This window comes from Mycobacterium europaeum (assembly GCF_034555895.2).
Lineage (GTDB): Bacteria > Actinomycetota > Actinomycetes > Mycobacteriales > Mycobacteriaceae > Mycobacterium > Mycobacterium europaeum.
Genome location: NZ_CP157315.1, coordinates 3,261,070 through 3,281,252, shown reverse-complemented (window position 1 = coordinate 3,281,252; position 20,183 = coordinate 3,261,070). Strand labels below are relative to the sequence as shown.

The window sequence follows — 20,183 nt, the reverse complement described above, 5'->3', positions numbered from 1 at the left end:
GTTGGGGCGGCAAAGATTGCGAATGTGCCGTTGCGTCGTGGACACTTGTCGTACGCTTCCCCACAAGCGGCCCCATGTCAGGCGTTCGGGCGTCGCGACAACGGCCGTATTTACAGGCCGCAGGAGGGGTTTGCCGTGATTTCCGCAGAGTCGGTCACCAAACCCCTGCGATCGGTCGGCGATTTCTTCGCGATGTCGCTCGACACATTCGTGGCGATGTTCAAGCTGCCCTTTCCGTGGCGCGAGTTTCTGTTGCAAACCTGGTTCGTGGCCCGGGTGTCTATCATTCCGACGCTGTTGCTGACGATCCCGTTCACCGTGCTCGTCGTGTTCACCATGAACATCCTGCTGGTCGAGTTCGGGGCGGCCGACTTCTCCGGCACCGGCGCCGCGACCGCCTCGGTCACCCAGATCGGGCCGGTCGTGACCGTCCTGGTGGTCGCGGGCACCGGGGCCACGGCGATGTGCGCCGACCTGGGAGCGCGCGCCATCCACGACGAACTCGATGCGTTACGGGTGATGGGCGTCGACCCGGTTCGCCGGCTGGCCGCGCCGCGGGTGCTGGCGGCCACCGTCGTCGCGGTGTCCCTGGTGTCGCTGGTGACCCTGGTGGGCATGGCCGGGTCGTTCTTCTTCTCGGTCTTCGTGCAACACGTCACCCCGGGCGCCTTCGCCGCGGGTCTGACGCTGCTCACCCACCTGTCCGACCTCGTCCTCGGGCTGGTCAAAGGGGCACTGTTCGGGATGGCGGCCGCTCTGATCGCTTGCTACAAAGGCATTTCCGTCGGCGGCGGCCCGCAAGGCGTCGGCAACGCCGTCAACGAGACCGTCGTCTATTCGTTCGTCGCGCTGTTCGTCATCAACATCGTGGCGACAGCCGTCTACTACACGGGCCCGCAATGACCGCCGACAGCGCGATGCACCGGCGATTCGACTGGCTGCAGCACGCGGCCGACCGCGTCGCCGCTGATTGGAATCACGTTGGGGCGCAGGTGAAGTTCTATGCGATGGCGATCACCGAAATGCGGACGGCCTTCCTTCGGTACGGGAAGGAGATCATCCGACTGGTCGCTCAGATGAGCCTGGGCACCGGCGCGCTGGCGGTGATCGGCGGCACCGTGGTGATCGTGGGCTTCCTGACCCTGTCGACCGGCGCGGTCATCGCGGTACAGGGCTACAACCAGCTGTCGGGCATCGGCGTCGAGGCAATGACGGGATTCATCTCCGCCTATGTCAACGTACGCATCATTTCCCCTGCGGTTGCCGGGGTCGGCCTGGCCGCGACCATCGGCGCGGGCGCGACCGCGCAATTGGGCGCGATGCGGATCGCCGACGAGATCGACGCGCTCGAGGTGATGGCGGTGCGATCGATCGCCTATCTCGTCTCCACCCGGGTGGTCGCGGGCGTCGTCGTGGTCATCCCGCTGTACTGCGTGGCGGTGGTGTGTGCGTTTCAGGCGGCCCGGTTCGGCACGACGGGCATCTACGGCCAGTCCACCGGTGTGTACGACCACTACTTCCGCACATTTCTCAATTCGACCGACCTGCTGTGGTCTTTCGTCACGGTGATCGCCGTGGCAATCGCCGTCATGCTCGTGCACACCTACTACGGCTACAACGCGTGGGGCGGTCCCGCCGGCGTGGGCCGGGCGGTCGGCCACTCCGTCCGCACTTCTCTCATCGTGCTGACGCTCATGGTGCTGGCGATCTCCCTTTCCGTACACGGCCAGTCCGGCCACTTCAATCTCTCGGGGTAGGGCCATGTCGGAATCGCGCTCGGAGGGGATGCATCCCGCGTGGTGGACACTGATTTCGGCCGTCGCCACGCTCGCCGCCATCGTGCTGACGTCCGCCTTCTTCTCCGGGTCGTTCAAGTCCTACGTGCCGGTGACGGCGATATCCGACCGGGCCGGCCTGGTGATGGACCGCGGCGGGAAGGTCAAGATGCGCGGGGTGCAGGTGGGCCGGGTCGCCGCGATCGCCACCGCCAAGGACCACGTGAGCCTCAGGCTGGATCTGGACCCCAACCAGATCCAATACATCCCGGCGAACGTGCGTGCCCGCATCAGGGCGACCACCTTCTTCAGCGCGAAATACGTCGACCTCGTGTATCCGAGCCAGCCCAGCCCCCAGCGCCTGGCGGCCGGGGCGGTGATCCGGGTCGACAACGTCGGCACCGAGGTCAACACCATGTTCGCCAATCTCGTCAAGGTGCTGGACGAGGTCGACCCGGCCAAGCTGCAGGCCGTCCTGTCCGCCCTGGCCGAGGGTTTGCGCGGAAGGGGCGCAGTCATCGGGCAGGGCATCACCGACGCCAACGAGGTGCTGCGCGCGATCAATCCGCGCGCCGAGACGGTCAGGGCGGACATTCGCGCGGTCAAGCGCGTCAACGACACCTATAGCCCTGCCGCGCAGGACATTCTGCGGGTGCTCGACGCGGCCAGCGTTACCAGCGGCACGATCGACCACGACTCAGCCGCCCTCGACGCGCTGCTCGCCGGCGTCATCGGCCTGTCTCGCGCGGGTATCAATCTCGTTGGCCCCAACAAGGACAACCTCATCAAGGCGGTGAACCTGCTCGAGCCCACGACGAGCCTGCTGATGAAATACAACCCCGCACTGACGTGCATGCTCGTCGGCGCGAAGACCGCCCTCGACACCGGGTACCGGGACGCGATGGGCGGCGCCAACGGCTACTCGCTGATCATCGACAGCACGCCGCTGTTCGGCGCGGACCAATACCGCTACCCGCAGAACCTTCCGATCGTCGGCGCCAGGGGCGGGCCCGGAGGTAAGCCGGGCTGCGGATCGCTCCCGGACGTCGCAGCGAATTGGCCACTGCGTGAGTTGATTACGAACACCGGGTGGGGAACCGGTCTGGATATCCGGCCCAACCCCGGCATCGCGTTCCCGGGATACGCCGACTACCTGCCCGTGACCCGCGGAATCCCAGAACCGCCCAGCATCCGCTACCCCGGGGGTCCCGCTCCCGGGCCGATCCCGTACCCGGGGGCGCCGCCCTACGGCGCCCCGCAATACGCCCCGGACGGAACACCGCTATACCCGGGCCTGCCGCCGGCGCCACCGCCGGGCGCGCCGCCCGAACCGGGGCCCCCGCCGCCCGGGTCGGAACCGGCCGTGATACCCGCCCCCGCGCAGCTGCAGCCCACCCCCGCACCGCCACCGCCGTGACGACCAGCCAACCCACGTAAGAGGAGCACGCCATGAAGGAGAACCTGTCGGGCGCCATCTGGCGCCTGGCCATCTTCTTGGTCGTGTGCACCCTGGGCCTGGTTGCGATGCTGGCGATCTTCGCGCAGCTGCGGTTCGGCAACGAGTTGCGCTACCAGGCCAGGTTCAGCAACGTGTCCGGGCTCGAGGCCGGCAACTTCGTCCGCATCGCGGGCGTCGAAGTCGGCAAGGTCAGCAAGATCTCGGTGCAGGACGACGGCACCGTGCTCGTCGACTTCAGCGCCGACGACACCGTGGTGTTGACGGAGGGCAGCAAGGCGGTCATCCGCTACCAGAACCTGATCGGCGGCCGCTACCTGGCGCTACAGGAAGGCCCCGGTGGCACCAGGCAACTCCGGCCTGGCGACACCATTCCGCTGGGCCGGACGTCGCCGGCGCTCGACCTGGACGCGCTGATCGGCGGCTTCCGCCCGTTGTTCCGCGCGCTGGATCCCAATCAGGTCAACACCTTGTCCAGCGAACTCATCAAGGCGTTCCAGGGAGAGGGCCCAACGATCGGTTCCGTCTTGGCGCGCACCGCCGCCCTGACGAACACCCTGGCGGACCGGGACCAGCTCATCGGGCAGGTCATCGTGAACCTCAACACGGTGTTGGGCTCGCTCGGAGACCAAAGCGCCCAGTTCGCGAAGACCGTCGACTCGCTGTCCCGGCTGCTGGCAACGCTCGCCGACCGTAAGCGAGACATCAGCAACGGGATCGCCTACGCCAATGCCGCGGCCGGTTCGATGGCCGATCTGCTCGCTAAAGGCCGTGCGCCCCTGGCGAAGATCCTCAGCGAGGGGGACCGGGTGGGCGGACTGATCATGGCCGACCGCGATTACTTCGACGACTTCCTCAACACCTTGCCGGACGCCTACCAGATGCTGAACCGGCAGGGCCTGTATGGCGACTTCTTCAGCTTTTATCTCTGCGAAATGCTCTTCAAGCTGAATGGCAAAGGCGGGCAGCCGGTCTACGTGAAAGTGATCGGCCAACCCTCGGGCAGGTGCACGCCGCGATGAAGTATTTCTCCGAACGCAATCCTCTGGTTGTCGGCGCGATCGGCGTCGTGGTCGTCGCGGGCGCCGTGGCGGTGTCGCTGACCTATGACAAGCTGCCCGTGTTCAAATCGGGCAGGCAGTATTCGGCATACTTCGCCGAAGCGGGTGGGCTCTTAACCGGTGCGGCCGTGCAGGTTTCGGGTCTGAAGGCGGGCACGGTGGACAGCATCGCGCTGGACGGCGCCCGGGTGCTCGTCACGTTCGAGGTAGACAAGCACATCCGGCTCGGTGACCGCAGCGAGGCGTCGATCAAGACCAAGAGCCTGCTGGGTGCCAAGATCCTGGAGATCACCACCCGCGGCGACGGCAGGCTGTCCGGGCCGATCCCGCTCGAGCACACTCACGCGCCCTACCAACTGCCCGACGCGCTCGGCGACCTCGGCGCCGCCATCAGCGGGATAGACACCAACCGGCTATCCGAATCGCTGGCGGTGCTGGCGGACACCTTCTCCGGTACCCCCGCCGACCTGAAGATCGCGGTGGCCGGTGTCGCGCGGTTCTCACAGACGTTGAGCGACCGCGACACGCAATTGCGAAATCTGTTGGCCAACGCTAACAAAGCCACCACCGTGTTGTCCGAGCGCAGTGACCAGATCGCCCGGCTGGTCACCGACACCAACGCGCTGCTCGCGGAATTGCGAAGCCAGAGCCGCGCGCTGGACCAGATCTCCGGCAACATCGCCGCGGTGAGCCGGCAGATGAAGGGGCTCATCTCCGACAACCGTCAGACCCTCAAGCCGGCACTGGACAAGCTCAACGAGGTACTGGCGATCGTCGACAACCGCAAAGAACGCGTGCGGCAGGCGATCAGGAAGTTCGATGACTATGCGCTGTCGCTCGGCGAATCGATGTCCACGGGCCCGTGGTTCAACTTCTACATCGCCAACCTGATCCCCGGGCAGTTCATCCAACCCTTCGTCGACGCCGCGTTCTCCGACCTGGGTCTGGACCCGAATGTGCTGCTGCCGTCGCAACTCACCGATCCGCAGGTCGGTCAGCCGGGGACACCGGCCCTGCCGGTCCCGTTCCCGCGCACGGGTCAGGGCGGCGAGCCGAGGCTGAACCTTCCGGACGCGATCACCGGCAACCCGGGTGACCCGCGCTACCCCTACCGTGAGCCGCCCCCCGCGCCGCCGCCGGGTGGGCCGCCGCCCGGGCCACCACCGCTCGCCCCGGGGCAGACGGCCCTGCCCCCGGCGCCTCCTTCGCCGTCGCCGGTGTACGTGCCGGCGCCGGGTGAACCGCCGTCACCACCGAAAGCCGGCGAAAGATGAACCGCCGCAACGCCAGGATCGCCCTGGCCGCCGCGCTGGTGCTGACCTTGCTCGCCGGTGCCGCGGCGGTCTGGCACTCGTCCGCGGTGAGCCGCACGAAGACGGTGGTCGCGTACTTCACCAACAGCAACGGCATCTTCGTGGGCGACGAGGTGCGCATCCTGGGTGTGGCGGTCGGCCACATCAAAAAGATCGAGCCGCAGCCCGAGCGCGTCAAGATCACCTTCTGGTATGAGGCCCGGTATCAGGTGCCCGCCGACGCCAAGGCCGTGATCCTGTCGCCGTCGCTGGTTACGGCCCGAGCGATTCAGCTGACTCCCGCCTACACCGGTGGGCCGCAGCTCCAAGACGGTGCCGTGATCCCGCAGACGCGCACCGCGGTCCCGGTGGAGTGGGACGACCTGCGTCAGGACCTCGAAAAGCTCACCCAGATGCTGCAGCCGACGCACGGCGGCCTCAGCCCCCTCGGCTCACTGCTCACGACCGCCGCGAACAACCTGCGCGGCCAGGGAGCGTCCATCCGCGACACCCTCGTCAAACTCTCCCAAGCGGTTTCGGCGCTGGGCGATCACAGCAACGATCTATTCAGCACGGTGAAGAACCTGTCGATCCTGGTTTCGGCGCTGCAGAGCAGTGGTGACCTGATGCGGCAGCTGAATCAGAACCTGGCCTCGGTCACCGGCCTGTTGACCAACGATCCCGACGAGGTTGCCAACGCGCTCACGGCACTTTCCGACGTCGTCGGCGACGTGCAGACCTTCGTGGCCGACAACCGGGAAGCGCTGGGCACGACGTCGGACAGGCTGGCGTCGGTGTCGACGGCGCTGAACAACAGCCTCGACGACTTGAGGCAGGTGTTGCACATCGCCCCCACCGAGCTGCAGAACTTCATGAACATCTATCAGCCCGCGCAAGGCACATTGAGCGGTGCGCCGGCGTTCGCCAACTTCGCCAATCCCGTCGCCTTCCTGTGCGGGGCGATACAGGCGGCGTCGCGCCTGGGCTGGGACCAGTCGGCGAAGCTGTGCGTTCAGTACCTGGCGCCGATCATCAAGAACCGTCAGTACAACTTCCCCCCGCTGGGCGAGAACCTGGTGGTCGGCGCCACCGCGCGCCCGAACGAGGTGACCTACAGCGAGGACTGGTTGCGGCCGGACTACGTTCCGCCGCAGCCGAATCCGGTCGGAAGCCCGGGCGTTGCGCCCGCGCCGGCCCGGGCGCACCCGACCAATCCCGCCGACGGCTTGCGCGGGTTGATGCTGCCGACCGAGGGCGGATCATGACGGGCGCGCGCCCGCGCCGCGGCGTGGTGGGCCTGCTGGTGGCGCTGGCGATGGTGGCGCCGGCGGGGTGCGGCTGGCGCGGCCTGAACTCGGTGGCGCTGCCGGGAACCGCCGGACGCGGCCCCGGGGCGTTCACGATTCAGGCGCAACTGCCTGACGTGGGCACCCTGGAACAGAACTCGCGCGTGCAGGTCGGCGACGTGACGGTCGGCAACGTCACCCGGATCGAGCGGCAGGGCTGGCATGCGCTGCTGACCATCCGGCTCGACGGCGATGTCGACCTGCCGGCGAACGCGACCGCAACGATCGGCCAAACCAGCCTGCTGGGTTCCCTGCACGTCGAGCTCGCGCCACCCGCCGACGTCCCGCCCCGCGGCAGGTTGAGGGAGGGGTCGCTGATTTCCCTGTCGTCGGCCGGCAGTTACCCGTCGACCGAGCAGACGCTCGCCGCTATCTCGTTGTTGCTCAACGGGGGTGGGATCGGGCAGATTCAGGACATCACCCAGTCGCTGAGCACCGCGCTGGCCGGCCGCGCCGATGACCTCCGCAGCCTGATAGCCCAGCTCGACACCTTCACCGGCCACGTGGTCGACCAGACTGGTGACATCATCGCCGCCGCCGAGAGCCTCAACACCCTGGTCGGCCAGTTCGCCGATCAGAAGCCGGTGGTGGACAGGGCGCTGACGGCCATCCCTGCCGCACTTCGCACCCTGGCCGACGAGCGGCAGACTCTGGTGGAGGCGCTGGATCAGTTCGGCAAATTCAGTGCGCTGGTGGCCGATTCGACACGGCAGACCAAGGACGCTCTGGTCAAAGAGCTCAACGACCTGGCGCCGGTGCTGGAATCGCTGGCCAACGCCGGTCCCGCCATGACCCGCGCATTGAGCCTGCTCGCCACCTATCCGTTCCCGAAGGAGACCATCAGCAAGTGGGCCCGCGGGGACTACGCCAATCTGACGGCCATCATCGATCTGACGCTGAGCCGACTCGACGCATCATTCCTCACCGGCACCCGGTTCGAGGGCAATCTGACGGAGTTGGAACTGCAGTGGGGCCGCACCATCGGCCAGATGCCCAGCCCGTACACCGCCGGCAATCCGCTTGTCGCGCCGTATCATTGGGACCAGGGCCGTTGAGATGCCGCCCTTGCCGAGACGAATCCTCATCCAGCTGGCGATCTTTGTCGTCGTCGCGCTGGTCGGTGGCGCAGTGATGGTGTTCGGCTACATCCAGGTGCCGGCCATGTTCGGCATCGGACGGTATCGGGTCACCGTCGAGTTGCCGCAGGCCGCGGGCTTGTACCCCAGCGGCAACGTCACCTATCGCGGCACCGAAGTCGGCCGGGTCGACAGCGTGCGTCTCACCACCACCGGCGTCGCGGCGGTGCTCTCGCTGAAGTCCGGGATCGATATCCCGTCGGACCTCGATGCGCAGGTGCACAGTCAGTCGGCGGTGGGGGAGCAATACGTCGCCCTGCTGCCACGCAGGAATTCGCCGCCGCTGCGGGACGGCGACGTGATCCGGGCCGATCGCGTGTCGGTGCCGCCCGACCTGGACACGATGCTGGATGCGGCGAACCGGGGCATGCAGTCGGTCCCGCGTGCGGACCTCAAGACGCTGGTCGACGAGGCGTCCACCGCCGTCGGTGGGCTCGGTCCGGACATCTCCCGGCTCGTGGCCGGTGCCAGCTCACTGTCCATCGACGCGCGAAAGAACCTCGGTGCGCTGCTCACCCTCATCGACGACGCCAAGCCGGTGCTCGACACGCAGAGCGACACCCCCGACGCGGTGCAGGCGTGGGCCGCGCACCTCGCCGACCTCACGGGCGGGGTGCGGAAAAGCGACGCCGCCGTCAGGCAGGTGCTGGAGCAGGGCGCGCCGGCCATCGGGGAAATCCGTCAGCTCTTGGACCGGGTGGACCCGACGCTACCGGTCATACTCGCCAACCTGGTCGGCGTCGGGCAGGTGGCGCTCACCTATCACGCCGGCCTCGAGCAGCTATTGGTCCTGCTTCCCCAGGCGGTGGCAACGATTCAGGCGATCAATGTCCCGAACAGGAACACCAAGCAGGGCTACAAGGGCGCCTTCCTCAGCTTCAACCTGCGACTGAACCTGCCGCCGCCGTGTCTGACCGGCTTTCTGCCGGCACAGCAGCAGCGGGTTCCGTCCTGGGAGGACTACCCGGACCGACCCGCGGGCGACCTGTATTGCCGGGTGCCGCAGGACTCCGCGCAAAACGTCCGCGGCGTCCGCAACACCCCGTGCGTGGGCCGCCCGGGCAAACGCGCCCCGACGGTGCAGATGTGCGACAGCGACGAAAGCTACATTCCGCTCAACGACGGTTACAACTGGAAAGGCGACCCGAACGCGACGCTTTCGGGTCAGCCCGTCCCGCAGCCGCGCACCCCGGCGGCGCCGGCACCAGCCGTGCCGGCTCCCGTCCCGGTGCCGATCCCGGCGGCCGAGTACGACCCGGCCACCGGCACCTACGTCGGCCCCGACGGGCATGTCCACACGCAATCGGATTTGGCGACCGCCGGGGGAAAGGAGCGCACATGGCAGACGATGTTGCTACCGCCGAATTGACCGAACTCCCAATGGAACTCGAGGACCGCACGAAAGACGAAGAGCCGTCCCGCGACCGCCCTCCCGTCCGGTTGACGCTGACCGTCGGGCTGGCCATCGTCGCGGCGCTGATCGGGCTGATCGGCTGGGTCGGGCTGCGCGCCCACCGGGCGCATGAAGAGCAGGAGCAGCGCCAGCTTTTCCTGCAGGCCGGTCGCCAGAGCGCGGTCAACCTCACCACGGTTGACTTCCGCGAAGCCGACGCGGACGTGCGGCGCATCCTGGCGGGTGCGACCGGGCAGCTGCACGACAACTTCTCCACACGCTCGCAGCCGTTTATCGACGTGGTGTTGCGGACCCAGTCGAAGTCCGTCGGAACGGTGACGGAAGCGGGCATCGAATCCCAGTCCGGCGACCGCGCCGAAGTCCTGGTCGCCGTCACAGTCCGTACGTCGAATGCCGCCGCGGCCGAACAGCAGCCGCACGCCTGGCGGATGCGGCTCTCCGTGGTGAAGGTCGGCGGCGAGGCGAAGGTGTCGAACGTGGAGTTCGTGCCATGAGAAAGCGCTCAGACCGCGAAGTCGACGGGCCCACGGACGGCGTGCCCGAACGCGCGCACCGCATCAACTGGTCGCGGGTGCTGGCATACGGTGTGATACCGGGGCTGGCGCTGGCGCTTGCGTCGACGGCCGCCGTCCTGAAGTGGCAGGGTTCGTCGATCGCCGATGCCGACCGCGGCCGCATCGAGGCCACCCAGGCGGCGCGGGATGCCACCGCCGCCCTGCTGACCTACCGGCCCGACACGGTCGAGCGCGATCTGGCCGCCGCGCGTGACCGGCTGACCGGGCGGTTCAAGGACGCCTACACGTCGCTGACCCGGGACGTGGTGATCCCCGGTTCGAAGCAGCGGCACATCTCGGCGCTGGCCACCGTCCAGTCTGCGGCGTCGGTGTCAGCGGGGCCCGACCACGGTGTCGTCCTGCTGTTCGTCAACCAGACCACGGTCGTCGGCGCCGACGCGCCCGCGTACACGGCATCCAGCGTCCGGGTCACGCTGGACAAGGTCGGGGGTCGCTGGTTGATATCCGGTTTCGATCCGGTTTAGGGCGTCAATTCTTGTCGGCGGAACGGGTGCCCTGGACGAAGACGGCCAGCAAGCGGATGCCGGGGCGATCTGTTTGAATGGGTTCCGCTCTGTTAGGGGCCAGGTGTAGACGCGCGGTCGTGCGGACAGGAAACAAGGGAGCGGGATGATCGAATCCGTACTCGTCGTGGGCGGCGGCAGCGCCGGCCTGCTGACGGCGCTTGCGCTCAAACAACACGCCCCGCAGCTCCAGGTCCGCGTCGTGCGCAGCAAGAACATCGGCGTGATCGGCGTCGGCGAAAGCACCACACCGCAGCTCATCAGCCTGCTCTTCGATTATCTGAAGCTGCCGCAGAAGGAGTTCTATTCAATCGTGCGGCCGACCTGGAAGATGGGCATCCACTTCCTCTGGGGGCCACGCGAGTCGTTCGACTACGGGTTCCAGTTCCAGCTCGACGCGTTCTACACCGACCTCACGCGCTACAACGGCTTTTATTGCGGCGACGAGTTCGACAGCGTCAACATGAACTCCGCGCTGATGGCTCAGGGCAAGGCATTCGAGAGGCACCCGAGCGGCCAGGGGCCGATGATCACGGCCGACACGGCGCTGCACCTGTTCAATCCCGCGCTGGTCGAGGCGCTGGAGAAAGCGTCCGTCGAACGCGGCATCGAGCTGATCGATGCCCGCATCACCGGCGTGCCCGTCGATGAGCAGGGCGTGCAGTCCATCATCCTCGAGGACGGCCGCACGTTCTCGGCCGACCTGTACGTCGACGCGAGCGGCTTTCGCTCCGAGTTGCTCGGCCGCGCGCTGGGGACGCCGTTCGTCCCGTACGACCGCTCGCTGTTCTGTGACCGCGCCATCGTCGGCAGCTGGGACCGGACGGACGAGTTCATCTATCCCTACACCGTCGCCGAGACGATGGAGGCCGGCTGGTGCTGGCAGATCGACCACGAGAACTCGATCAATCGCGGCTACGTCTATTCGTCACAGTTCCTCAGCGACGACCAGGCGCGCGACGAGCTCCTGAAGAAGAACCCGAAGGCCACGGCGTGGGATCACGTCATCAAGTTCCGCTCGGGGCGCTACGAGAAGGGCTGGGTCAAGAACGTCTTCGCGATCGGCAACGCGTGCGGCTTCGTCGAGCCGCTCGAGGCGACGTCGCTCATGGTCTCGTCGTCGCAGATCAAGGCGATGGTCGAGATGCTCGTGGAGTCGCACCTCGAGCCGACCCCGAGCCTGCAGGAGCTCTACAACACGCTGTTCGTCGACTGGTGGGACGGCATCAAGGACTTCCTGTCGATCCACTACCGGTTCAACACGCGCCTCGACAACGAGTTCTGGACCGCGTGCCGCAACGAGGTGGACGTGACACCGGTGCAGCCGCTGCTGGACTTCTATCACGAGAACGGGCCGACGGGTTTCCTTCGGCATTTTGTGACCAGCACGATCGGGCAGGACAATCAGTTCGGGCTCGAAGGATATTTGGTGATGCTGGTGGGGCAGAAGGTGCCGTATCGCGATCCGCACCCGCCGAGCCAGGCCGAGATGGCGACCTTTCAGCGTCACTGTGCGCAGAACCGCGCCCGCGCGATGAGCGGGCTGACGGTCGCGGAGGCGCTGCAATACGTCCATCTGCCGGACTGGCGGTGGAATTCCGATTCGCAGTGAGGCGGCGTCGAGCTCGTCAGGGTTGCGACGCCGCTTCGGCCCAGGCATCCCACCGTTTCTGCAATCCCCGCTCACCGGCGGTGGGGATCAGGCCGGCGGGCGCGAACATCTTCGACGGCACCGGGTAGTCCTCGGTCAGCGGCCGCCCGCCACCGCGAATTGACTTGAGTGCAGCGATGATTCCCGCGACGACCACGGTCACCACTGCTGCTGCGTGTTTAGTACAGCGCGCGCACGGCGTCGATGGTGTCGGCCTCGGCCGGGCCCTTGTCGTCGCGGTAGCGCACCACGCGGGCGAAGCGCAGCGCTAGGCCGCCCGGGTAGCGCGAGGACTTCTGGACGCCGTCCAGCGCCACCTCGACCACCTGCTCCGGCCGCAGCCGCACCACGTAACCGTCGGTGCCGCCGACCGCGAGTTCGCAGAACCGCGCCGTCTGCCAATCCAACATGGCGTCGGTCATGCCCTTGAAAGTCTTTCCCACCATGACGAATTCGCCCGTCGCCGGATCGCGCGCCCCGAGGTGGATGTTGGAGAGCTTGCCGGTGCGGCGCCCGGATCCCCACTCGACCGCGAGCACCACCAGGTCCAGCGTGTGGACGGGCTTCACCTTCAGCCACCCCGCTCCGCGGCGGCCCGCCTGGTACGGCGCATCCGGCGCCTTGGCCAGGACGCCCTCGTGGCCGGCGGCCAGCGTCGCGTCGAGGAATGCGGCCGCCTCGGCGGCGTCCGAGGTGTGCAGCCGATCGACCCGTTGCGCGGCAGGCACCAAAGCGTCCAGGGCGGCCAGCCGCTCGGCGGTCGGCGCGTCGAGCAGGTCGGCGCCGTCGCGGTGCAGGATGTCGAAGAAGAACACCGAAAGTGGCTGGGCCGCACGGGCTGCCGCAACATCGACCGATCGGCCGAACCGTGACGCGGTGACCTGGAAGCGATGCGGTGAGTTGTCGGGCCGCAGCGCGATCGCCTCGCCGTCGGCGATGAGGTCGCGCACCGGCAGCGCCAGCGTCGCCTCCACCACTTCCGGCAGCCGCGCGGTGACGTCGTCGAGGCTTCGGGTGTAGACGGTGACCCGGTCGCCGGCCCGGTGGATCTGCACCCGTGCGCCGTCCAGTTTCGCCTCGAAAATCGTTGTGCCGCCGTGGCGTTCCAGCGCGTCGGCCACCCCGGTCGCCGTCTGCGCCAGCATCGGGCCGACCGGCCGGCCGACTCGCAGCGCGAACGCGTCCAGCGCCCGGGCCCCGCCGCCCAGGGCGGCGGCGGCCACGGACGGCAAGTCCCCGCCCAGCATTGCGGCGCGCTGCACCGCGGCGACGGGCAGCTCGGCGGCCTTGGCCACCGCGTCGGCCATGACTCCGGTCAGCGCCCCCTGGCGCAGCTCGCCGCCGAGCAACCGCAGCAGGAAGGTCTGCTCGGCATCGGTCGCGGCGGCGAACAGGTCGGCGACCAGCTCGGCGCGCCGCGCCTGCGCTCCCTTGCCCGACACCGCTCCGATCTCCGAGAAGCGGGCGTCCACGCCGGCGACGGTCAGCGTCGGCTGCGACGCCGCCGGCGGCCGCGACCGCAGCGATGCCCAGCCGACCCCGATCTGGCGCTGGGGCAGCTCACCCGAGAGCCAGGAGACCACGGTCGCGACACCGTCGGGGTCGCCTGCCGCGCGCCGCAACAGGTCGGCGATGTGGGCGACCTTGCTCAGCCGCGACGACGTACCGCCCACGTCAAACGAGGTAGTCGCCACGTCGAGAAGCAGCACGGAGCCAGCTTGGCACGGCTCGCCGACAATCCTGAAAGATGGACACGCTAGCGTGCCTACGTAACGTTACAGAATGCAAGAAATCTGACAACCCAAAGGGAGAGGTCCGGATGGAGATCAACGGGAAGAAGGTCGTCGTCATCGGCGGTGCGTCGGGGATGGGTCGCGCCTCCGCGGAGCTGCTGGCCGAGCGGGGCGCGGACGTCGCGGTGCTCGACCGCGAGGGTTCCGACGGCAAGACCGTCGCCGAAGGGATCGGCGGCGCGTTCTATCCGGTCGACGTCACGGATTTCAAGGGCACCGAGGAGACGTTGCAGACCGCGGTGGACAAGCTGGGCGGCCTGCACGTCACGGTCACCACCGCAGGCGGCGGCATCGCCAAGCGGACGCTGACCAAGTCCGGTCCGCATGACCTCGAGTCCTTCCAATCCGTGATCGACCTGAACCTGATCGCCACCTTCAACATCAGCCGGCTGGCCGCCGCGCACATGGCCAAGAACGAGCCCGAGGACGAAGAGCGCGGCGTCATCATCAACACCGCATCGATCGCGGCCTTCGAAGGCCAGATCGGGCAGGTGGCCTACACCGCCGCCAAAGCCGGGATCGCCGGCATGTGCCTGACCATGGCCCGCGACCTGGGCTCGATGGGCATCCGGGTGCTGGCCATCGCCCCCAGCCTTTTCCTGACCGGAATCACCTCGATGGTCCCCGACGAGATGGCGGCCAACCTGGTCAAAGACGCCGCCTTCCCGAAGCGGATGGGCCGGCCGATCGAGTACGCCAAGCTGGTGGCGGCCATCGTGGAGAACCCGATGCTCAACGGGCAGTGCCTGCGACTGGACGCCGGGCAGCGGTTCGCGCCCAAGTAACCACCCCCACGGGTCGCCCTCCTCGCATTAAGTACACTCTTTAGGCAGCCGCCCCGCTTCCCCTCGAAGCGGGGCCGGCACCCCAGCCGGTAGCGAGGAGGGCGCCTCATGGGTATCGCACTGACCGACGACCATCGCGAACTCGCCGAAGTCGCCCGGGGGTTTTTGACCTCGCAGAAGGCGCGCTGGGCGGCGCGGTCCCTGCTCGACGCCGCCGAGGAGTCCCGTCCGCCGTTCTGGCAGAACCTCGTCGAGCTGGGCTGGCTCGGCCTGCATATCGACGAGGAGCACGGCGGTTCGGGATTCGGGCTTCCCGAACTCGTGGTGGTCGTCGAGGAACTCGGCCGCGCGGTAGCACCCGGACCGTTCGTACCGACCGTCATCGCGTCGGCGGTGATCGCCAAAGACGGCTCGGCCGAACAGAAGTCGCGGCTGTTGCCCGGATTGATCGACGGGACCGTCACCGCGGGCATCGGTCTGGACGGCCAGGTGCGGGTCACCAACGGGATCGCCGATGGTGACGCCGGAATCGTGCTGGGTGCCGGACTGGCCGAACTGCTGGTGATCGCGGCGGGCGACGACGTGCTGCTGCTGGAGCGCGGTCGCGCCGGCGTGTCGGTAGAAGTGCCGAACAACTTCGACCCGACCCGGCGCTCCGGACGGGTTCGCCTGGAAAACGTGAATGTCAGCGCCGACGACGTCCTGTCGGGCGCGCGGGCGTCGGCGCTGGCGCGCGCGCGGACGTTGCTGGCCGCCGAGGCGGTGGGTGGCGCAGCGGACTGCGTCGACGCCGCCGTCGACTACGCCAAGGTGCGGCAGCAATTCGGGCGCACCATCGCCACTTTCCAGGCGGTGAAGCATCATTGCGCGAACATGCTGGTGGCCGCCGAGTCCGGGGTCGCCGCGGTGTGGGATGCCTCGCGCGCGGCCTCCGAGGACGAAGCCCAGTTCCAGCTGGCTGCGGCGGTGGCGGCGACCCTGGCCTTTCCCGCCTATGCGCGCAACGCCGAGTTGAACATCCAGGTGCACGGCGGCATCGGTTTCACCTGGGAGCACGACGCGCACCTGCACCTGCGCCGCGCGCTGGTGATACAGGCGCTGTTCGGCGGTGACGCCCCGGCCCGGGATGTCTTCGAGCGCACCGCCACCGGCGCCACGCGGGAGAACAGCCTGGACCTGCCGCCCGAGGCCGAAGAGCTGCGCACCAGGATCCACGCCGACGCTGCCGAGATCGCCGCCCTGGACAAAGAGGCGCAACGCGACAAACTGATCGAGACCGGTTACGTGATGCCGCACTGGCCCAAGCCGTGGGGGCGCGCCGCCGACGCGGTGGAGCAGTTGGTGATCGAGGAGGAGTTCCGCGCGGCCGGCATCAAACGGCCCGACTACTCGATCACCGGATGGGTGATCCTGACCCTGATCCAGCACGGAACCGATTGGCAGATCGAACGATTCGTGGAGAAGGCGCTCCGCCAGGAAGAGATCTGGTGCCAGCTGTTCTCCGAACCCGAGGCCGGCTCCGACGCGGCGTCGGTCAAGACCCGCGCCACCCGGGTGGACGGCGGCTGGAAGATCAACGGGCAGAAGGTCTGGACCAGCGGCGCCCAGTACTGTGCGCGTGGCCTGGCCACCGTGCGCACCGACCCCGAAGCCCCCAAGCACGCCGGGATCACGACCGTCATCATCGACATGAAGGGCCCGGGCGTCGAGGTGCGGCCATTGCGGCAGATCACCGGCGGCTCGGAATTCAACGAGGTGTTCTTCAACGACGTGTTCGTCCCCGACGAGGACGTCGTCGGGGCGCCCAACTCGGGATGGACGGTCGCGCGCGCCACGCTGGGCAACGAGCGGGTCAGCATCGGCGGCAGCGGGTCGTTCTACGAGGCCCTGGCGCCCACCCTTGTGCAACTCGCGCAGCAGCAGTCAGATCGCTTGGCGGGGGCGCCCATTCGGATCGGGTCCTTCCTCGCCGACGATCACGCGCTGCGGCTGCTCAACCTGCGCCGCGCCGCCCGCAGCGTCGAGGGCGCGGGGCCGGGCCCGGAAGGCAACATCACCAAGCTGAAGCTGGCCGAACACATGGTGGACGGCGCCGCCATCTGGGCGGCGCTGGCGGGCCCCGAGGTCGCACTGATGGACGGGCCCGGAGCGATCGTGGGCCGGCTGGCGATGGGAGCGCGCGGCATGGCGATCGCCGGCGGCACTTCGGAGGTCACCCGCAACCAGATCGCCGAGCGGATCCTCGGCATGCCGCGCGACCCGCTGATCAACTAGCGGGCGCGAACAGCGGCGCCCCGCCGCTGCCCTTCTCCGGCAGGATCCCGACGGCCATGCCGCATGTGACCGAATCCGGCTCGCACCCAACGATGTTGGCGGCCACCCGTAGGCCTTCTTGCTCGGCGAGTTCGACGATGGCGATCACGTACGGGACCGGGATCTCCGGGTTGTACGGGTGGTGGTTGACCGTGTAGGTGAACACGGTGCCGCGCCCGGAGACGGGCCGCGCGACCAGTGGGCCGCCGCAGGCGCGGCATTCGCCGGTCGCCGGATGTACCCAGCGCGCGCAATCGTCGCAGTATTCGATGAGCAGCGGCGCGTCCGGCACGACGAATACAGTACACTCAATTGGTTTCGACGCATGGTCTGACGGGCGGTGTGCATGACGCATTTCGAGAAGGACGCGATCCTGTCCGGTATCGGCATCTCGCGGATCGGCCGTCGCACCGGCATCGCGGGGCTGGACCTGACCATGGAAGCGGTGCGGTCCGCCATCGAGGACGCCGGATTGGTCCCTTCCGACGTCGACGGCATCGCGACGCTGGGCGACACCCCCGCCGCCGACGTGAACGCCCAACTGCGGATCGAGGCCGCCGACTGCGGGTCCGGGTTCGGCACCGGCGGCCTGCTCAGCCCGGTGATGTCGGCGTGCCGCGCGGTCGCCGAGCGCCGCGCCCGCCACGTGGTGGTGTACCGGACCATCCAGATGCTCGGGGGCACGGTCCCGGTGAAGCCGCAGGAGAACGCGCCCGCGCCGCCGCTGGCGCGGATGTTCGAGACGCCGGAGGGCGCCGAACGCCCCGCCGTCGGCGCGATGGACGACGTCAACGACTTGGTGGCGGCCAACGCGTACTCCGCGGCCAACTGGCTGGCGCTCAACTGCCGGCGCCACATGGAGCTCTACGGGACCACCAAAGAACAGCTGGGCTGGGTGGCGCTCAACGGCAGGCGCAACGCCGCGTTGAATCCGCGCGCCGTCTACCGCGACCCGATGACGATGGCCGACTACCTGGGCGCTCGGCCGGTGTCCACGCCGTTCGGGCTGCTGGACTGCGATGTTCCGATCGACGGCTCCATCGCCGTGGTGGTCTCGCATGCCGAGTACGCGCGTGACTGCCCGCACCGCCCGGTGGCGGTGGAGGCGGTCGGCGGGGCCGACGGCGCCGGGGGCTGGTTCCACCGTGCCGACTATCCGAAGATGGCGATGTCGGACGCGGCGGCGCAGATGTGGTCGCGCACGGACCTCAAGCCGTCCGATCTCAAGGTCGCCGAGCTGTACGACGGGTTCACCTACCTCACCCTCGCGTGGCTGGAAGCGCTGGGCGTCTGCGGCGACGGCGAGGCCGGGCCGTACGTCGACGGCGGCGCGCGGATCGCCCGCGACGGTGCGCTTCCGCTGAACACGTATGGCGGCCAGCTGTCGGCCGGGCGGATGCACGGCTACTGGGCGCTGCACGAGGGATGCCTGCAGTTGCGCGGCGAGGCGGGGGAGCGGCAGGTGGCGCAGCGCCCGGACGTCGGCGTGGTGTCCGTGGGGGGCGGGCCCGTCGCCGGCTGCATGCTGCTCACATGCTGAAAGCGCTTGCCGGAGAGCATTGTCGGGCCTGACATGAGTACCGACCGCGAGAGCAAGCTGGCCGCCAGGATCGCGCGGGACCTCGAGGTGGAGATCGTCCGCCGCGGCTGGGCCACCGGTGAATCGCTGGGATCCGAACACGCCCTGCAGGAGCGCTTCGGGGTGAGCCGCTCGGTGCTGCGCGAAGCCGTCCGCCTCGTCGAACACCATCAGGTCGCCCGGATGCGCCGCGGGCCGGGCGGCGGGCTGATCATCTGCGAGCCCGACGCCGGCCCCGCCACCCGGGCCGTCGTCATCTATCTCGAACACCTCGGCACCACCCTGGGCGACCTACTCAATGCCCGCCTGGTGCTCGAACCGTTGGCGGCATCGCTGGCCGCGGAACGTATCGACGAAGCGGGTATCGCGCGGCTGCGGGCGGTGTTGGCCGGTGAACAAGAGTGGAGACCTGGGCTGCCGACGCCGCGGGACGAGTTCCACATCGCCCTGGCGGAACAATCCAAAAACCCTGTCCTGCAACTGTTTATCGACGTCCTGATGCGGCTCACCACCCGATACGCGCTGCAGTCGCGGACCGACACGGCCAGCGAGGCCATCGAGGCGCTCGACCGGATGCACATCGACCACTCCGAGATCGTCGCGGCCGTCACTTCCGGTGACTCGGCGCAAGCCAAGATGCTCAGCGAACGACACATCGAGGCCGTCACGGCCTGGCTGCAGCGCCATCATCCGGGCACGGTGAGCCGACGGCGCAAGCCGCGGCGGCTCACCGCCGAGGTGCCCCCCGGCAAGCTCGCCGAGATGCTGGCCGCCACGATCGGCGACGACATCGCGGCCGGCGGCTGGCAGGTCGGTTCGGTCTTCGGCACCGAAACCGCCCTGCTGGAGCGCTACCGGGTGAGCCGCGCCGTGTTCCGCGAAGCGGTGCGGCTGCTCGAATATCACTCGATCGCCCACATGCGTCGCGGCCCCGGCGGCGGGCTCGTCATCGCCAAACCCCAGGCGCAGGCCAGCATCGACACCATCGCCTTGTATCTGCAGTACCGCGACCCCAGCCGCGAGGACCTCCGTTGCGTCCGGGACGCGATCGAGATCGACAACGTCGCCAAGGTGGTCAAGCGGCGGGGCGAATCCGAGGTGGCCGCCTTCCTGGCCGCGCATCGGTCAGACGTCGACGAAACGTCCGGTGATGTGGGCGACGCAACCGCGGAGGAGTTCCGGTTCCACGTCGGACTGGCGCAGCTGGCCGGCAACGCCCTGCTCGACTTGTTCCTGCGGATCATCGTCGAGTTGTTCCGGCGGCACTGGACAAGCACCGGGCAGGCCCCGCCGACCTGGGCGGACGTCCTGGCCGTCCACCACGCTCACCTGCGGATCGCGGATGCCATCGAGGCAGGCGACGACAGCCTGGCCCGCTATCGCGTCCGCCGTCACCTGGACGCCGCCGCCTCCTGGTGGCTGTGACAAGTACTGAGTTCGCAGATGTGATCTGCAGCGCGGTATAGCCAAGCCCCGCCGCGGGTACTGGGGAGGGAGAAGGCAG

General features: G+C 68.3%; 17 protein-coding genes and 1 pseudogene. 15 read left to right on the top strand and 3 right to left on the bottom strand.

All coding sequences use genetic code 11. The features are described from left to right. Window positions 1–192 precede the first annotated feature (192 nt). The 11 genes from U8D42_RS14845 (at window position 193) to U8D42_RS14795 (ending at window position 12,170) form a co-directional block, all read left to right on the top strand. Window positions 193–903 carry an MlaE family ABC transporter permease gene (locus U8D42_RS14845; protein WP_431523876.1) on the top strand — a complete coding sequence of 237 codons (711 nt, stop codon included), beginning with the start codon at window positions 193–195 and terminating at the stop codon, window positions 901–903. Beyond that, window positions 900–1,757, top strand: a complete 858-nt coding sequence (locus U8D42_RS14840) for an ABC transporter permease (protein ID WP_322859860.1) — start codon at window positions 900–902, stop codon at window positions 1,755–1,757. Before U8D42_RS14845 ends, U8D42_RS14840 begins: the two co-directional genes overlap by 4 nt. A 4-nt stretch (window positions 1,758–1,761) precedes the next feature. Then, window positions 1,762–3,192, top strand: a complete 1,431-nt coding sequence (locus U8D42_RS14835; RefSeq protein ID WP_322859861.1) for an MCE family protein — start codon at window positions 1,762–1,764, stop codon at window positions 3,190–3,192. A 32-nt stretch (window positions 3,193–3,224) separates the two neighbouring features. Next, on the top strand, window positions 3,225–4,253 hold the full coding sequence (locus tag U8D42_RS14830) for a virulence factor Mce family protein (protein ID WP_090422948.1): 1,029 nt from the start codon (window positions 3,225–3,227) through the stop codon (window positions 4,251–4,253). Continuing rightward, the gene (locus U8D42_RS14825) at window positions 4,250–5,566 is read left to right on the top strand and encodes an MCE family protein (protein WP_322860166.1); all 1,317 of its coding nucleotides are present in this window, start codon (window positions 4,250–4,252) and stop codon (window positions 5,564–5,566) included. Before U8D42_RS14830 ends, U8D42_RS14825 begins: the two co-directional genes overlap by 4 nt. Then, window positions 5,563–6,849: a virulence factor Mce family protein gene (locus U8D42_RS14820; RefSeq protein WP_322859862.1), complete on the top strand. Its 1,287-nt coding sequence runs from the start codon at window positions 5,563–5,565 to the stop codon at window positions 6,847–6,849. Before U8D42_RS14825 ends, U8D42_RS14820 begins: the two co-directional genes overlap by 4 nt. Then, window positions 6,846–7,985 (top strand): virulence factor Mce family protein, encoded by a 1,140-nt coding sequence (locus U8D42_RS14815; protein WP_322859863.1) that lies wholly within the window; start codon window positions 6,846–6,848, stop codon window positions 7,983–7,985. The genes U8D42_RS14820 and U8D42_RS14815 overlap by 4 nt, the downstream gene beginning before the upstream one ends. A 1-nt stretch (window position 7,986) precedes the next feature. Beyond that, window positions 7,987–9,435 (top strand): MlaD family protein, encoded by a 1,449-nt coding sequence (locus U8D42_RS14810; RefSeq protein WP_322859864.1) that lies wholly within the window; start codon window positions 7,987–7,989, stop codon window positions 9,433–9,435. Beyond that, window positions 9,405–9,974, top strand: a complete 570-nt coding sequence (locus U8D42_RS14805) for a mammalian cell entry protein (RefSeq protein WP_322859865.1) — start codon at window positions 9,405–9,407, stop codon at window positions 9,972–9,974. The genes U8D42_RS14810 and U8D42_RS14805 overlap by 31 nt, the downstream gene beginning before the upstream one ends. Before the next feature lie 62 nt (window positions 9,975–10,036). Next, the gene (locus tag U8D42_RS14800) at window positions 10,037–10,519 is read left to right on the top strand and encodes a hypothetical protein (RefSeq protein ID WP_085241500.1); all 483 of its coding nucleotides are present in this window, start codon (window positions 10,037–10,039) and stop codon (window positions 10,517–10,519) included. Between the two features lie 145 nt (window positions 10,520–10,664). Next, a complete protein-coding gene (locus U8D42_RS14795) occupies window positions 10,665–12,170 on the top strand; it encodes an FAD-dependent oxidoreductase (protein ID WP_322859866.1) in 1,506 nt (501 codons plus the stop codon). Between the two features lie 16 nt (window positions 12,171–12,186). On the opposite strand, the pseudogene U8D42_RS14790 reads toward U8D42_RS14795, so the two are convergent. Beyond that, window positions 12,187–12,375, bottom strand: a pseudogene (locus tag U8D42_RS14790) (hypothetical protein); the annotation flags it as partial. 13 nt (window positions 12,376–12,388) lie between these two features. Beyond that, window positions 12,389–13,918 carry an ATP-dependent DNA ligase gene (locus U8D42_RS14785; protein WP_085241485.1) on the bottom strand — a complete coding sequence of 510 codons (1,530 nt, stop codon included), beginning with the start codon at window positions 13,916–13,918 and terminating at the stop codon, window positions 12,389–12,391. 110 nt (window positions 13,919–14,028) lie between these two features. On the opposite strand from U8D42_RS14785, the gene U8D42_RS14780 reads away from it, so the two are divergent. Together U8D42_RS14780 and U8D42_RS14775 are read left to right on the top strand one after the other, a co-directional pair. After that, complete coding sequence (locus U8D42_RS14780) at window positions 14,029–14,787, top strand: SDR family NAD(P)-dependent oxidoreductase (protein WP_085241487.1); 759 nt, start codon at window positions 14,029–14,031, stop codon at window positions 14,785–14,787. Between the two features lie 108 nt (window positions 14,788–14,895). Continuing rightward, window positions 14,896–17,061: an acyl-CoA dehydrogenase gene (locus U8D42_RS14775; protein ID WP_322859867.1), complete on the top strand. Its 2,166-nt coding sequence runs from the start codon at window positions 14,896–14,898 to the stop codon at window positions 17,059–17,061. On the opposite strand, the gene U8D42_RS14770 is transcribed toward U8D42_RS14775, so the two are convergent. Next, on the bottom strand, window positions 17,054–17,392 hold the full coding sequence (locus tag U8D42_RS14770; protein WP_322859868.1) for a Zn-ribbon domain-containing OB-fold protein: 339 nt from the start codon (window positions 17,390–17,392) through the stop codon (window positions 17,054–17,056). The genes U8D42_RS14775 and U8D42_RS14770 overlap by 8 nt on opposite strands. Before the next feature lie 54 nt (window positions 17,393–17,446). Here U8D42_RS14770 and U8D42_RS14765 point away from each other — a divergent pair, with 54 nt between their 5' ends. Together U8D42_RS14765 and U8D42_RS14760 are read left to right on the top strand one after the other, a co-directional pair. Next, complete coding sequence (locus U8D42_RS14765; protein ID WP_322859869.1) at window positions 17,447–18,640, top strand: thiolase family protein; 1,194 nt, start codon at window positions 17,447–17,449, stop codon at window positions 18,638–18,640. A 33-nt stretch (window positions 18,641–18,673) separates the two neighbouring features. Continuing rightward, the gene (locus U8D42_RS14760; RefSeq protein WP_322859870.1) at window positions 18,674–20,104 is read left to right on the top strand and encodes a FadR/GntR family transcriptional regulator; all 1,431 of its coding nucleotides are present in this window, start codon (window positions 18,674–18,676) and stop codon (window positions 20,102–20,104) included. The last annotated feature ends 79 nt before the right edge of the window (window positions 20,105–20,183 follow it).